This is a genomic window from Streptantibioticus silvisoli, from assembly GCF_027947535.2.
In the GTDB taxonomy this organism is placed as follows: Bacteria; Actinomycetota; Actinomycetes; order Streptomycetales; family Streptomycetaceae; genus Streptantibioticus_C; species Streptantibioticus_C silvisoli.
In genome coordinates, this window is sequence record NZ_JAAGKO020000033.1 from 39,171 (window position 1) to 53,782 (window position 14,612).

11 protein-coding genes are annotated in these 14,612 nt (G+C 74.2%); 8 read left to right on the forward strand and 3 right to left on the reverse strand.

Features of this window, described 5'->3' with window-relative positions; translation table 11 throughout:
* The first annotated feature begins 86 nt into the window (after positions 1-86).
* The 8 genes from POF43_RS21695 (at position 87) to POF43_RS21730 (ending at position 11,762) form a co-directional block, all read left to right on the forward strand.
* Entirely contained in the window at positions 87-1,637 is a 1,551-nt protein-coding gene (locus POF43_RS21695) for a helix-turn-helix domain-containing protein (protein WP_271323763.1), read from the forward strand.
* Positions 1,638-1,958: 321 nt separating this feature from the next.
* Positions 1,959-3,416, forward strand: coding sequence for an aldehyde dehydrogenase family protein (locus tag POF43_RS21700; protein WP_271313233.1), 1,458 nt, complete (start codon positions 1,959-1,961; stop codon positions 3,414-3,416).
* A gap of 667 nt (positions 3,417-4,083) precedes the next feature.
* A complete protein-coding gene (locus POF43_RS21705; RefSeq protein ID WP_271323762.1) occupies positions 4,084-5,997 on the forward strand; it encodes an acyl-CoA dehydrogenase family protein in 1,914 nt (637 codons plus the stop codon).
* A gap of 65 nt (positions 5,998-6,062) precedes the next feature.
* On the forward strand, positions 6,063-7,322 hold the full coding sequence (dxr, locus tag POF43_RS21710) for a 1-deoxy-D-xylulose-5-phosphate reductoisomerase (protein WP_271323761.1): 1,260 nt from the start codon (positions 6,063-6,065) through the stop codon (positions 7,320-7,322).
* The gene (locus POF43_RS21715; RefSeq protein ID WP_271313230.1) at positions 7,319-8,629 is read left to right on the forward strand and encodes a M50 family metallopeptidase; all 1,311 of its coding nucleotides are present in this window, start codon (positions 7,319-7,321) and stop codon (positions 8,627-8,629) included. Before dxr ends, POF43_RS21715 begins: the two co-directional genes overlap by 4 nt.
* A 197-nt stretch (positions 8,630-8,826) precedes the next feature.
* Positions 8,827-9,981, forward strand: a complete 1,155-nt coding sequence (gene ispG, locus POF43_RS21720) for a flavodoxin-dependent (E)-4-hydroxy-3-methylbut-2-enyl-diphosphate synthase (RefSeq protein WP_282699017.1) — start codon at positions 8,827-8,829, stop codon at positions 9,979-9,981.
* A gap of 304 nt (positions 9,982-10,285) precedes the next feature.
* Entirely contained in the window at positions 10,286-11,131 is an 846-nt protein-coding gene (locus POF43_RS21725) for a GNAT family N-acetyltransferase (protein WP_271324483.1), read from the forward strand.
* A 67-nt stretch (positions 11,132-11,198) separates the two neighbouring features.
* Positions 11,199-11,762 (forward strand): GNAT family N-acetyltransferase, encoded by a 564-nt coding sequence (locus tag POF43_RS21730; protein ID WP_271316528.1) that lies wholly within the window; start codon positions 11,199-11,201, stop codon positions 11,760-11,762.
* Between the two features lie 440 nt (positions 11,763-12,202).
* On the opposite strand, the gene POF43_RS21735 is transcribed toward POF43_RS21730, so the two are convergent.
* The 3 genes from POF43_RS21735 to POF43_RS21745 form a co-directional block, all read right to left on the reverse strand.
* The gene (locus tag POF43_RS21735; protein WP_271324482.1) at positions 12,203-13,132 is read right to left on the reverse strand and encodes an aminoglycoside phosphotransferase family protein; all 930 of its coding nucleotides are present in this window, start codon (positions 13,130-13,132) and stop codon (positions 12,203-12,205) included.
* A gap of 69 nt (positions 13,133-13,201) precedes the next feature.
* Positions 13,202-13,672, reverse strand: coding sequence for a ferritin-like domain-containing protein (locus POF43_RS21740; RefSeq protein ID WP_271316530.1), 471 nt, complete (start codon positions 13,670-13,672; stop codon positions 13,202-13,204).
* Positions 13,669-14,253, reverse strand: coding sequence for a hypothetical protein (locus tag POF43_RS21745; RefSeq protein WP_271324481.1), 585 nt, complete (start codon positions 14,251-14,253; stop codon positions 13,669-13,671). Before POF43_RS21745 ends, POF43_RS21740 begins: the two co-directional genes overlap by 4 nt.
* Between the last annotated feature and the right edge of the window lie 359 nt (positions 14,254-14,612).

A 14,612-nucleotide genomic window follows, 5' to 3' on the forward strand; every position in this document is an offset into this window, starting at 1 on the left:
GGCGCGGTCCGCCCGCGGAGCTGATCGCGCCGACCTCGGGAACACGGCTCCGGGCGTGCCCCCGGTGAGGCAGAATCGGAGGCGATATGCCTGCCACTCTCGCGTCACTGGTACGCACCCCCGCGCTGAAGCTGACCGTGCTCGCCGGGGCGGAGCGGCTGGACGCCGCGGTGCCGTGGGTGCACACCAGTGAGCTGGACAATCCGACGCCGTACCTGGCGGGCGGGGAGCTGTTGCTGACCACCGGGCTGAAGCTGGGCGGCGGGCCGCAGGCGTTGCGCGACTACCTGTACCGGCTGGCGGACGCGGGCGTGGTCGGGCTGGGGTTCGGCGTGGGGCTGGGGCACGACGAGGTGCCGCGGGCCCTGGTGGAGGCGGCCGAAGAGCGGGGCCTGCCGTTGCTCAGGGTGCCGCGGCCGACGCCGTTCATCGCGATCAGCAAGGCGGTCTCGGCGGCGGTGGCGGCCGACCAGTACAAGGCGGTGACCAGCAGTCTTGAGGCGCAGCGGGAGCTGACCCGCGCGGCGCTGTCGCCGGACGGGACCCCGGCGCTGCTGGCCCGGCTGGCGGCGCACGTCGACGGATGGGTGGCGTTGTACGACGCGTCCGGCGAGGTGGTGGCCGCCGCGCCGCGCTGGGCGGGCAAGCGGGCGGCCCGGCTGGCGGGGGAGACCGAACGGCTGCGGGAGCGGCCGGCGCCGGCCAGCGTCGCGGTGGCGGACGGCGGCGGGGACGACCGGGTGGAGATGCAGTCGCTGGGCACCGGGCGCCGGCCGCGCGGGTTCCTCGCCGTCGGCACCGGCGAGCGGCTGGCCGGCGCCGACCGGTACGTGGTGCACGCGGCGGTGGCGCTGCTGACGCTGTCGCTGGAGCAGTCGCGGGCGTTGCAGGAGGCCGAACAGCGGTTCGGCGCCGCGCTGTTGCGGATGCTGCTGGCCGGTGAGGCGGGCCACGCGCGGGACGTCGCCGGGCAGCGGTACGGCACGTTGCTGGAGCGGCCGGTGCGGCTGCTGCTGGCCGAACCGGCGCGGCGGCCCGACCCGCAGGGGCCGTCGGACGCGGCGGCGGAGCTGGCGGCGCTGGCCGACCGGGCGGAGTCGGCGGCGCTGCGGGCGGCGGAACCGCTGCTGGTGGTGGCCGACGGGCCGCGGCTGACGGTGCTGGCGGTCGACGGCGGCGCGGTGCTGGCGGCCTGCGCCGACCACGCGGCCGACCATCCGGCGCTCGCCCTCGGGCTGTCGGCCGCGGCACCGGCGCAGGACGCGCCGCTGGCCGGCGGGCAGGCGGAACGGGCGCTGGCGGTGGCGCAGCGGCGCGGGCGCGGCCTGGTGCGGCACGACGAGGTCGGCGCCGGTTCGGTGCTGCCGCTGCTGGCGGACGAGGCGGTTCGGGCGTTCGCCGAGGGGCTGCTGCGGCCGTTGCGCGAGCACGACGCGACGTCCCGCGGCGACCTGGTCGCGTCGCTGAACGCCTGGCTGTCCCGGCACGGCCAGTGGGACGCGGCCGCCACCGACCTGGGGGTGCACCGGCACACCCTGCGGTACCGGATGCGCCGGGTGGAGGAGATCCTCGGCCGCTCCCTGGACGACCCCGACGTCCGCATGGAGCTGTGGCTCGCCCTGAAGACCGGCGCCTGACCGCCGGGGCCCGCCCCACCAGCTCACCGTTCACCGATCCACCGGTTCATCCGCTTCTCGGGGGCGCCCGCTCAACTCCCCTCGCCGAACCGGCCTACCCGGTGCCTCCCGTGCGCCGTGATGGACAAACGACCGGCGGCGCCGCGCGCCCTACCGTGGGGTGGCCAGTACGTCATCGGACGTCAGGTCGTCCGATGAACGCGTCCGACCAACGCATCCGATACACACCCCATCCGATACACACCCCATCCGACACACGTCACCGACATCGCGGCGTCAACCGAACGATGGTCGGGATCATCCGAAAGGCGGCGAGCCGCAATGTCTGCGACGAGCGAGGCGGTGCACGCGTTCTGGGTCGCCGGGCGGCCGGCCACCGGCGAGGGGACCTTCGAGGTCACGCACCCCTACGACGGCCGGACCGTGGGCACCGTGAGCGTGCCGACCGATGCGCAGGTCGAGGAGGCGGTCGCGGCCGCCCACGGCGCGGTCGCCGCGTTCTCGGCCACCCCGGCGCACGTGCGGGCCGCGGCCCTGGACCACGTGGCGCGGCGGCTGGGGGAGCGGGCGCAGGAGATCGCCGAGCTGATCACCGCCGAGAACGGCAAGCCGATGAAGTGGGCGCGCGGCGAGGTCGGCCGGGCGGCGTCGGTGTTCCGCTGGGCGGCGGAGGAGGCCCGGCGGTTCAACGGCGGCGAGGCGCAGCGGCTGGACACCGACCCGGGCGGCACCGGGCGGCTCGCGCTGACCCGGCGGTTCCCGCGCGGCGCGGTCCTGGGCATCGCGCCGTTCAACTTCCCGCTGAACCTGGTGGCGCACAAGGTCGCCCCGGCGATCGCGGTCGGCGCGCCGATCATCGTCAAGCCCGCCCCGGCGACCCCGCTGTCCGCGCTGCTGCTGGGCGAACTGCTGGCCGAGACCGACCTGCCGGCCGGCGCGTGGAGCGTGCTGCCGGTCGCCAACGACAAGATGCCGGCGCTGACCGCCGACGAGCGGCTGCCGGTCATCTCGTTCACCGGTTCCGACACCGTCGGCTTCGCCATCCAGCGGCAGGTGCCCGCCAAGCACCTCACGCTGGAGCTGGGCGGCAACGCGGCGGCCGTCGTGCTGGCCGACTACGCCTCGGAGCAGGACCTGGAGTGGGCGGCCGGCCGGATCGCGGTCTTCGCCAACTACCAGGCCGGCCAGTCGTGCATCTCGGTGCAGCGGGTCATCGCCGACGCCGCCGTTTACGACCGGCTGGCGGAGAAGATCGTGGCGAAGGTCCGCGCCCAGGTCACCGGCGACCCGGCCGACGAGGCGACCGACGTGGGCCCGCTGGTGAGCGAACAGGCCGCCGAGCGGGTGGAGTCCTGGGTGGCCGACGCGGTCGCCAAGGGCGCCAAGGTGCTCACCGGCGGCGGCCGGCAGGGCGCGTCCTACGAGCCGACCGTGCTGGCCGACCTGCCCGCCGACGCGATCCTGGCGGGCGCCGAGGTCTTCGGACCGGTGCTGACGCTGCACCGGGTCGACGGCACCGACGCGGCGTTCGCGGCCGTCAACGACTCGGCCTTCGGCCTCCAGGCGGGCGTCTTCACCCACGACCTGGCGACCGCCTTCCGGGCCCACCGGGAGCTGGAGGTCGGCGGTGTGATCATCGGCGACGCGCCCTCCTACCGGGCCGACCAGATGCCGTACGGCGGTGTGAAGGCGTCCGGCACCGGCCGCGAGGGCGTGGCCAGCGCGATGGCGGACTACACCTACGAACGCGTCCTGGTGCTGACCGGCCTCGACCTGTGATCCGCCGGACCGGTTGACCGCCGTATCCGTTGGCCGCCGGAGCGGTTGACCGCCGCATCCGGTGGCGGCCGGTTCGCCGGAAGGGGCCGGCCACCGCCTCGCCGGGGGGGCTCCCGCCTCACCGGGGGGCGACCGCTTCACCGGCGAGGCGACCGCTTCACCGGCGGGGCCGAGCACTTCACCGGCGGAGCTGCCGCTTCACCGGAGGCGCCGACCGCCTCACCGGCGGGGCCAACCCCCTCACCGGCGGGGCCGAGCGCGTCCCCGGCCCCCTGCCCACCGCACGCCCCGGCGGCCCGGTCCGCCGTACCGGAACAACGCCCCCCACAGCCCGTCCGACCTCACCACTCGCCCCACCCGACAACAGGGGGCGTCGCCCGCGTACACGCGGCGGCGCCCCCTTCGCGTCGGGCGGGGCTTCGCACTCGGCGGGACCGTTTCGCGCGCACCTCTGCGGCGGGGCCGTCCCGCTGACGTGCCGGAGTCCTTCACACTCCGCCGGGACCGTTCACCTGTGCGTCGGGAAACCGCACGCTGTGCGGCAGTCGTGTCCGAGATGTGCGGTGTCTGATAGGGAAAGCGTTAATCGGGTACATACGCTCGGGTAGCACTACGTGGTAATCAGAACAGAGCAGGACAACCCGACGCCACGGCGAGGTGAGTTTCCGTGTCCACCGCCCCCAAGGTCTCCGAACGCGAAGCCCGGCAGGTCGCCGAGGACGCCCGTGAACAGGACTGGCACAAGCCCAGCTTCGCCAAGGAACTGTTCCTCGGACGCTTCCGGCTGGACCTGATCCACCCGCATCCGACCGGGACGACGGAGGACCGGCAGCGCGGTGAGGAGTTCCTCACCAAGCTCCAGGACTTCCTGGCCACGAAGGTCGACAGCGCCGAGATCGAGCGCGACGCGCGCATCCCGGACGGTGTCATCGACGGGCTCAAGCAGCTCGGCGCGCTGGGCATGAAGATCGACACCAAGTACGGCGGACTCGGTCTGACGCAGGTCTACTACAACAAGGCGCTGGCCATGGCCGGTACCGCCAGCGCGGCGATCGGCGCGCTGCTGTCCGCCCACCAGTCGATCGGCGTCCCGCAGCCGCTGAAGATGTTCGGCACCCAGGAGCAGAAGGACGTCTTCCTGCCGCGCTGCGCCCGTACCGACATCTCCGCCTTCCTGCTGACCGAGCCGGACGTCGGCTCGGACCCGGCGCGGCTGGCGACCGCCGCGGTGCCGGACGGCGACGACTACCTGCTGGACGGCGTCAAGCTGTGGACGACCAACGGCGTGGTGGCCGACCTGCTGGTGGTCATGGCGCGGGTGCCGAAGTCCGAGGGGCACAAGGGCGGCATCACCGCGTTCGTGGTCGAGGCGGACAGCCCCGGCATCACGGTGGAGAATCGCAACGCCTTCATGGGACTGCGCGGCATCGAGAACGGCGTCACCCGCTTCCACCAGGTCAGGGTCCCGGCCGCCAACCGGATCGGCCCGGAGGGCTCCGGCCTGAAGATCGCGCTGACCACCCTCAACACCGGCCGCCTGTCGCTGCCCGCCGCCTGCGCCGGCGCCGCCAAGTGGTGCCTGAAGATCGCCCGCGAGTGGTCGGCGGCCCGTGAGCAGTGGGGCCGGGCCATCGCGGACCACGAGGCGGTCGGCGCCAAGATCTCCTTCATCGCCGCGACCACCTTCGCCCTGGAGGCGGTGGTGGACCTGGCCAGCGAGATGGCCGACGAGGACCGCAACGACATCCGGATCGAGGCGGCGCTGGCCAAGCTGTACGGCAGCGAGATGTCCTGGCGGATCGCCGACGAGCTGGTGCAGATCCGCGGCGGCCGCGGCTTCGAGACCGCCGCCTCGCTGGCCGCCCGCGGCGAACGCGCGGTGCCCGCCGAGCAGATGCTGCGCGACCTGCGCATCAACCGGATCTTCGAGGGCTCCACCGAGATCATGCACCTGCTCATCGCCCGCGAGGCGGTCGACGCCCACCTGTCGGTGGCCGGTGACCTCATCGACCCGGACAAGAGCCTGGGCGACAAGGCGAAGGCGGGCGCGCGGGCCGGCGGCTTCTACGCCCGCTGGTTGCCCAAGCTGGTCGCCGGTGCCGGTCAACTGCCCAACTCCTACAGTGAGTTCGGCCACCTCGCCGGCCACCTGCGGTACGTCGAGCGCACCTCGCGCCGGCTGGCCAGGTCCACCTTCTACGCCATGTCGCGCTGGCAGGGGAAGATGGAGACCAAGCAGGGCTTCCTGGGCCGGGTGGTCGACATCGGCGCGGAGCTGTTCGCGATGAGCGCGGTGTGCGTGCGCGCCGAGAAGCTGGGCGGGAGCGGCGACGACGGACAGGCCGCCCGGCAGCTGGCCGACGCCTTCTGCCAGCAGTCCCGGCTGCGGGTGGAGGAGCTGTTCGGCCGGCTGTGGAACAACACCGACGACCTGGACCACCAGGTGGTCAAGGCGGTGCTGGCCGGCCGGTACGAGTGGCTGGAGGACGGCATCATCGACCCGTCCGGCGACGGGCCGTGGATCGCCGACGCCACCCCGGGCCCGTCCGGGAAGGACAACCTCCACCGGCCGATCCGCTGATCCGCACTCCACCGATGGCCGCATCCGCGGTCCGAGCCCACAGCGGATGCGGCCACAATGGGTGCATGACCGAGTGCCGAGAACCTCTCGCCGATCCCCACCAGCTGTACACACCCGGACCCGAGGGCCCCGACGGGCCCCGGGAGATCGTGATCCTCGGGTCGACCGGCTCGATCGGCACCCAGGCCATCGACGTCGTGCTGCGCAACCCGGACCGGTTCACGGTCGTGGCGCTCTCGGCGGCCGGCGGCCGTACCGCGCTGCTGGCCGAGCAGGCGCACCGGCTGGGCGTGCGGGCGGTCGGGGTGTCCGACCCGGCGGCGGTGCCCGCGCTGCGCGAGGCGCTGGCCGCCCGCTACGGCGCCGGCGCCACGCTGCCGGAGATCCTGGCCGGTCCGGACGCCTCCACCGAGCTGGCCCGCGCCGAGTGCCACAGTGTGCTCAACGGCATCACCGGCTCCATCGGCCTGGCGCCCACCCTGGCGGCGCTGGAGGCCGGCCGGGTGCTCATCCTGGCCAACAAGGAGTCGCTCATCGTCGGCGGCCCGCTGGTCAAGGCGGTCGCGCGGCCGGGGCAGATCGTGCCGGTGGACTCCGAGCACTCCGCCCTGTTCCAGGCGCTGGCCGGCGGCACCCGTGCCGAGGTGCGCCGGCTGGTCGTCACCGCCTCCGGCGGCCCGTTCCGCGGCCGGACCCGCGACGAGCTGGCCGCGGTCACCGTCGAGGACGCGCTGGCCCACCCGACCTGGGACATGGGACCGGTGGTGACCATCAACTCGGCCACCTTGGTCAACAAGGGCCTGGAGGTGATCGAGGCGCACCTGCTCTTCGACATCCCCTTCGACCGGATCGACGTGGTCGTCCACCCGCAGTCCTACATTCACTCCATGGTGGAGTTCACCGACGGCTCGACCCTGGCGCAGGTCAGCCCGCCGGACATGCGCATGCCGATCTCGCTGGGCCTGGGCTGGCCGCACCGGGTGGCGGACGCCGCGCCGGGCTGCGACTGGACCCGGGCGCACAGCTGGGAGTTCCTGCCGCTGGACACCGAGGCGTTCCCGTCGGTGGGCCTGGCCCGGCAGGTCGGTACCCTCGGCGGTACCGCCCCCGCGGTCTTCAACGCGGCCAACGAGGAGTGCGTCGAGGCGTTCCGCCACGGCCGCCTGCCGTTCACCGGCATCGTGGACACTGTGGCCGAGGTGGTCGCCGAACACGGCACCCCGGGAACTTCCGTGACCCTCGCGGACGTCCTCGGTGCGGAGGAATGGGCGCGATCCCGCGCCCGCGAACTGGCTCAGCAGGTGGCAGCGGAGGCCCGCGTATGACGACCTTGATGACGGTGCTCGGGATCGCTGTCTTCGCCGTGGGACTGCTCATCTCGATCGCGTGGCACGAGCTGGGCCACCTGTCGACCGCCAAGCTGTTCGGCATCCGGGTGCCGCAGTACATGGTCGGCTTCGGCCCGACCGTCTTCTCGCGCAAGAAGGGCGACACCGAGTACGGGGTCAAGGCGATCCCGATGGGCGGCTACATCCGGATGATCGGCATGTTCCCGCCCGGCGACGACGGCCGGATCACCGCCCGGGCCAGCTCGCCGTTCCGCAGCATGATCGAGGACGCCCGCTCGGCGGCGTTCGAGGAGCTCCAGCCCGGCGACGAGGAGCGGCTGTTCTACACGCGCAAGCCGTGGAAGCGCGTCATCGTGATGTTCGCCGGCCCCTTCATGAACCTCGTTCTCGCGGTGCTGCTCTTCCTCGGCGTCCTGATGGGCTTCGGGATAAGGGCACAGACCACCACCGTCGGCAGCGTCTCGGACTGCGTCATCAGCCAGTCCGCGGCCAGCGCCGGCAAGACCGCCTGCGGCAAGGGCGACCCGGCCTCCCCGGCGAAGAAGGCGGGCCTGCGGGCCGGGGACCGGATCACCGGCTTCGACGGCCGCCCGGTCACCGACTGGGACACCCTGCAGAACGACATCCGCCGCACCACCGGTCCGGCCACCATCACCGTGGACCGGCGCGGCGGCGACGTCACCCTGAACGCCGACCTCATCAGGAACCAGGTCGCCAAGAGCGACGGCCACGGCGGCTACGTCGACGGCCAGTACGTCTCGGCCGGCTTCCTCGGCTTCACCCCGGCCGCCGGCATCGTCAAGCAGGGCTTCGGCGACTCGGTCGGCCAGATGGGGTCCATGGTGCACGCCACCGTCGGCTCCCTGGTCAACCTGCCCGAGCGGATCCCGGCGCTGTGGCGGTCCGCCTTCGACGGCGCGCCCCGGCAGCCGGACAGCCCGATGGGCGTGGTCGGCGCGGCCCGGGTCGGCGGTGAGGTCTTCTCGCTGGACATCCCGCCGGAGCAGCGGATCGCCACCATGCTGATGCTGGTCGCCGGCTTCAACCTGTCGCTGTTCCTGTTCAACATGCTGCCGCTGCTGCCGCTGGACGGCGGTCACATCGCCGGCGCGCTGTGGGAGGCGGTCAAGCGCAATCTCGCCCGGGTCTTCCGCCGGCCCGACCCGGGACCTTTCGACGTGGCCAAGATGATGCCGGTGGCTTATGTGGTGGCCGGTATCTTCTTGTCCTTCACCGTGCTGGTGCTCATCGCCGACGTGGTGAATCCGGTCAAAATCACCTGAATACCCATGAAAAGCCGATGGCGGACGAATCCGGCCGGGCATCCGGGTGCCCGGCCGGTGCCGTTCCCCGTCGCGTGCGCCCGGTCCGCGCCGGGTGCCGTAATCTCGTCATCCGGAACGCGCCCGGCGCAATCCGTTGCCGCCGGCCCACGCTGCCGCCAGACGACCTCGAACCAGACGTTGGGGATGCACCGCACATGACCGCCGTTTCGCTTGGTATTCCGTCCGTTCCGCTGAAGCTGGCCGAGCGCCGGCGGTCGCGTCAGATCCAGGTGGGGTCGGTGGCGGTGGGTGGGGACGCGCCGGTGTCGGTGCAGTCGATGACGACGACGGTGACGGCGGACATCGGTGCGACGTTGCAGCAGATCGCGGAGTTGACGGCGTCGGGTTGTCAGATCGTGCGGGTGGCGTGTCCGTCGCAGGATGACGCGGATGCGTTGGCGACGATTGCGCGGAAGTCGCAGATTCCGGTGATCGCGGATATTCATTTTCAGCCGAAGTACGTGTTCGCGGCGATTGACGCGGGGTGTGCGGCGGTGCGGGTGAATCCGGGGAACATCCGGCAGTTCGACGACAAGGTGAAGGAGATCGCGCGGGCGGCGTCGGCGGCGGGGACGCCGATCCGGATCGGGGTGAACGCGGGGTCGCTGGACAGGCGGTTGCTGGAGAAGTACGGGAAGGCGACTCCTGAGGCGTTGGTGGAGTCGGCGTTGTGGGAGTGCTCGTTGTTCGAGGAGCACGGGTTCCGGGACATCAAGATCTCGGTGAAGCACAACGATCCGGTGGTGATGGTGAATGCCTATCGGTTGCTGGCGCAGAGGTGTGATTACCCGTTGCATCTGGGGGTGACGGAGGCGGGTCCGGCGTTCCAGGGGACGATCAAGTCGGCGGTGGCGTTCGGTGCGCTGTTGGCGGAGGGGATCGGGGACACGATCCGGGTGTCGTTGTCGGCGCCTCCGGCGGAGGAGGTGAAGGTGGGCATTCAGATTCTGGAGTCGTTGAATCTGCGGCAGCGGCGGTTGGAGATCGTGTCGTGTCCGTCGTGCGGTCGGGCGCAGGTGGATGTGTACAAGCTGGCGGATCAGGTCTCGGCGGGGCTGGATGGTCTGGAGGTTCCGTTGCGGGTGGCGGTGATGGGGTGTGTGGTCAACGGTCCGGGTGAGGCGCGTGAGGCGGATCTGGGGGTGGCCTCGGGCAACGGCAAGGGGCAGATCTTCGTCAAGGGCGAGGTGATCAAGACGGTGCCGGAGTCGAAGATCGTGGAGACCCTCATCGAGGAGGCCATGAAGATCGCCGAGCAGATGGAGGCCGACGGCGTCGCCTCCGGAGAGCCCGCGGTGTCCGTCTCCTGACCCGCCCGCCCCGGTCCGGCCGCCCGCCCCGGGCCCGCCGGACCGGTCGGGACCCGGTCCCGCCGGACGGCCCTCGCCGGACCGCTTCCGCCGGACCGCTCCCGCCCCCGCGTGGCCGCCCGCGAACCACCAGGTGACCGCCCGCGGCCGGTGCGGAACGCCCCCGCGCGCCGCCCCCGTACACCCCGTGCGCCGTCCCCGCGGCGTCACGCGCGGGGGCCGGGCGGGGCCGCCGCGAGGTAAAGTGCCGGGATCAACGGGATCAAGTAGCCCACCTGCGGGCCCGTACTGCGAGGCGCCCACCGTGCTGACGACGTCCACCACCAGGGTTCTGGAACCCGCCGACCTCGACGCCGCGCTGGCCGTCCTGGACCGCGACCCGGTCGCCAACGCCTTCGTCGCCGCCCGGGTACGCGTCGCCGGACTCGACCCCTGGCGGCTCGGCGGCGAGATGTGGGGCTGGTACGCCGGCGGACGCCTGGAATCCCTGTGCTACGCCGGCGCCAACCTGGTCCTGATCTGCGCCGGCCCCGCCGCCGTCCGCGCCTTCGCCGAACGTGCCCGCCGGGCCGGCCGCCGCTGCTCGTCCATCGTGGGCCCGGCCGACGCCACCGCCCTGCTGTGGTCGCTGCTCGAACCCGGCTGGGGCCCCGCCCGCGAGGTCCGCCGCAACCAGCCGCTGATGGTCACCCGCACCCTGCCGGAACACATCGCCCCCGACCCCCGGGTGCGCCGGGTGCGCCGCGAGGAGATGGACGTCGTCATGCCCGCGTGCGTGGCGATGTTCACCGAGGAGGTCGGCATCTCCCCGCTGGCCGGCGACGGCGGACTGCTCTACCAGGCCCGCGTCGCCGAACTCGTCACCACCGGACGCGCGTTCGCCCGCATCGACGACGGCCGCGTCGTCTTCAAGGCCGAGATCGGCGCCGTCACCCAGCACGCCTGCCAGATCCAGGGCGTCTGGGTCGCCCCCGAACACCGCGGCCGCGGCCTGTCCGAGACCGGGATGGCCGCCGTCCTGCACTACGCGCTGCGCGACGCCGCCCCCATCGCCAGCCTCTACGTCAACGACTTCAACACCGCCGCCCGCGCCGCCTACCGCCGGGTCGGCTTCACCGAGACCGGCTCGTTCATGAGCGTGCTGTTCTGACCCGGGCCGGCACCGGTCCCCTCGATCGGGCCCCGCGCGCCCCGGGCGGTCGGCTAGGGTCCGGATCATGGATGACGCAACGGTCGGACCGGTCGACCTCGCGGCCCGGGTCGACGAGGCACTCGCGGTCCAGGCCCTGGCCTTCGGGCTCACCGACGACGAGATCGCGGTCCGCGAACAGATCGTGCGGCGCCACCTCCAGCAGCCCGGCGTCCGCTCCCTGGGCGCCACCTCCCCCAGCGGCCGGCTCGTCGGCTTCGTCTACGGCATGCCCAACGACCGCGGCCACTGGTGGTCCACCATCGTCGAGCCCTACCTGCGCCGCGAGGGCGGTGACCGCTGGCTCGACGACTCCTTCGTGGTCGTCGAACTCCACGTCCTGCCCGCCTACCAGGGCCGCGGCGTCGGCGGCCGGCTGATCACCGGGCTCACCGACCCGGTCCCGCAGCCGCGCACCATCCTGTCCGCGCTCGACCTCGACAGCCCGGCCCGTCGCTTCTACCGCGGCCTGGGCTACGCCGACCTCGCCCACCCGGTGCACTTCCCGAGCGCCCCGATCCCGTACACCGTCATGGGCGCCGACCTGCCGCTGCGCCGCCCGGCCCGGACCACCGCGGACGACCCGGCCTGACCGCCGGGAGCGGGTTGGCGCGTGCCGCGTGCCGGACGCCGGTGGTCGACGCCTGCGCAGGCCGGCGCGGAACGCCCGGCAGGCGGATCCCGTAGCGGCGCACGGCCCGGCCGCCGAACCGGCGACGGCGTCGGCGCTCCCGCGGTCCGGCGCGGCGGTGAGCGCGGCGGAATCACCCCCGAGAAGTCCCTCGCCCACCCCGCGGCAGCCGCCCGGAACCGGCCCCGCGACGGGCACCGGGGGGCCGCAGGGCGCGGCCTGGACGCCGTGCGCGCTTCCACGGCCGACGAGTCACCCCCGTGCCGCAGGAGGGCGCTCACCGGCCTACGGGTGACTCCCGTGCCGCAGAGGGACGTTCGCCGGCGCCTACGGGTAACTCCCCTGCCGCAGATGGCCCTTGACCGGCGCCTACGAATAACTCCCGTGCCGCATAAGGGTGTTCACAGCCAGCCGGCGAACTCCAGCAGCAGTTCGCCGTCGGCCCGGGCGCCCGCCGCCAGTGCCCGGGCGCCGGCCTCCACCGCGCGGAAGACCGTCCAGCCGCGCAGCCGGTCCCGGTCGACGTCGAGCGCGTCGGCCAGCTTCGACAGGCGGCGGGCCGCCACGGCCGGTGCCGCCGAGCCGGCCGCCAGCGTCAGCAGCCGCTCGCGGGCCAGCCAGGCCAGGTCGTAGGCCGGGTCGCCGACCAGCGGGTCCGGGCCCACCGCCAGCCACGGCGCGCGTTCCGCGGCCAGCACCGCGCCGTGCCGGAACTCCCCGTGCAGCAGCACCGGCGCCGGGTACGGCACGGCGGTCAGCCGGTCCCGTTCCGCCAGCGCCTCGTCGATCAGCGGGGCCAGGTCCGCCGCCCACGGCAGGGTCCCGGCCTCCCGCAACGCCGCCGCCCGCCGCTCGGTGCGGTCGGCGACGGTGGTGAACGGATGGCCGTCGGCCGGCGGTACCCACAGCCGGCGCAGCACGCCCACCGCCTCCAGCGTGGCCTTGGCGTCCGGCAGCGACCGCAGGGTGATCGCGGCGTGCAGCCGTTCCAGCAGCAGCACACCGCGGTCGGGGTCGGCGCGCAGCAGCCGCACCGCGCAGTGGCCGTCCCAGTGCGCCAGCGCGGCGTGCTCCTGGCCGCCGTCCGCCACCGGCAGGGCCGCCTTCAGCACCGCGGGGCCCCCGTCGGCCGTGGTGACCAGCACGACCAGGCTCGCGCCGCCGCCCGGCCGCACCACCCGCACCGGCGTCAGCTCCCAGCGTTGCAGGAACTCCCCGACCAGGTCCGGCAACCCGGCCAGCCACCGCCGGCCGTCCTCACCCGCCCGGGTGGCGGCGGCCCGGGACAGCCGCTCCGGGGGCTCGACGGGAACACCGGGTGCCGAGGTCATGGGTGGGTCGGTCCCTCCGGGGGCTGCGGCCCGTACGCGGACCGTGGTTGACGGACGTTCACAGGACGTTCAGAGACTGTCGGCGGCCGGTGAGGCGGCGTCGGAGGCCACACCGTCGCGCTCGGGCATGCCGGGGAAGGCCGGGCCGCTGCCGCGCCAGCGCACCGCGCGCACCGCCGCGTCCCGCAGGCAGGCCGCCGCCTCACCGCGCAGCGGGCCGTCGCAGGCCGCGACCAGGTCGGCGTAGGCGTCGGCGACGCGGTCCTCCAGCTCCGCCGCCAGCCGGACCGCGGCCGCCGCGTCCGGTACCGGGAACGGCAGCGCGTATCCGGCGTCCGCGGCCACCGGGTCGACGCCCAGTGTCCGCACCGCCCGGCGCATCGCGTCCCGGGCGGACCGGTGCGCGGTGTAGGCGGCCGTCGCGTCCGCCCGGTCACCGGTGCCGACCCGGGCGCCGACCACGCCGTACCCGTAGACGGCCGCGTACTCGGCGGCCAGTGCGGCCTGCGCGGCCGCCACCTCGGTCCGCGGAGCGGTCACCTGGCACCTCCGGTCAGCAGGGCGACGTGGGCCGCGCCGCAGGCGGCGACCGACGCCAGCAGCCGGGCCAGGTCGGGCGAGGCGGCGGCGACCGCGGCGGACCGGGCGGCGGCGGTGACGCGTTCGGCGCCGGCCAGCGCCGACAGGGCCTCGGAGGTCCCGGACGGCACCGGCGGCACCGCCGGCGCGCCGGACGCGGACGGGGCGGGGGAGCCGGACGCGGCGGCGGACGCCGAGGCGGGCGCGGTGGCCGGCGGCCGGGCGGACGGGCTCGCGGCGCCGGCGCCGAACGCGGCGGCGTGCGCGGCGACCTGCGCCCGCAGCGGGGCCAGCCGGCCGGCCAGCGCCGGGTGCGCGGCCAGCGTGGCGTCGTAGCGGGCCAGCAGCAGCGCGCTGTCCGACGCCGCCTGCCGGCGCAGTCCGGTGTCCCGGGAGGCGGCCCGCCGTGCGGCCGGCCGGCTCGCGGTGCAGCCGGCGAGCACCGCCGCGAGCGCCCCGCCGGCGCCCGCGGCCCAGCCCAGCACGGCCCGGCGCGGCGGCCCGGCGCGGCGCACGGCCGACGCGGAGATCCTGAACGGCACGTTCCTCTTTTCTGAGGGAGGGGTCCGACACTGGCAGGTGTGAGGCTGACAGGTCCGACAGTCGGGAGGTCGGAAGATCCGGGGTCCTGCGGAGGGGCGTGCGGGAAGTCGTACCGGGGGTCGTACCGGCGGGTCGTGCGACGTGCGTTTCCGGGGCCCGGGCCGCGGTGGTCCGGCGTCGTGTTCCGGAGGTTGCCGCGCTCCGCCGGGGCAGCCGCAGGACGGCACCCGGACGGTACGCGGACCGCACCCGGACGACGCCCCGACGCCACCCGGACGGCGCCCGGACGATCACGACGACGCACCGGCGGCGGGGCGGCGGTGCCGCCACAGCCGGCCGGCTCAGCAGCCTACCTGCG

Coding starts and splice junctions, on each gene's coding strand:
- dxr (WP_271323761.1), top strand. CDS start 6,063: ATGACCGAGTGCCGAGAACCTCTCGCCGATCCCCACCAGCTGTACACA.
- POF43_RS21715 (WP_271313230.1), top strand. CDS start 7,319: ATGACGACCTTGATGACGGTGCTCGGGATCGCTGTCTTCGCCGTGGGA.
- POF43_RS21695 (WP_271323763.1), top strand. CDS start 87: ATGCCTGCCACTCTCGCGTCACTGGTACGCACCCCCGCGCTGAAGCTG.
- POF43_RS21700 (WP_271313233.1), top strand. CDS start 1,959: ATGTCTGCGACGAGCGAGGCGGTGCACGCGTTCTGGGTCGCCGGGCGG.
- POF43_RS21735 (WP_271324482.1), bottom strand. CDS start 13,132: ATGACCTCGGCACCCGGTGTTCCCGTCGAGCCCCCGGAGCGGCTGTCC.
- ispG (WP_282699017.1), top strand. CDS start 8,827: ATGACCGCCGTTTCGCTTGGTATTCCGTCCGTTCCGCTGAAGCTGGCC.
- POF43_RS21730 (WP_271316528.1), top strand. CDS start 11,199: ATGGATGACGCAACGGTCGGACCGGTCGACCTCGCGGCCCGGGTCGAC.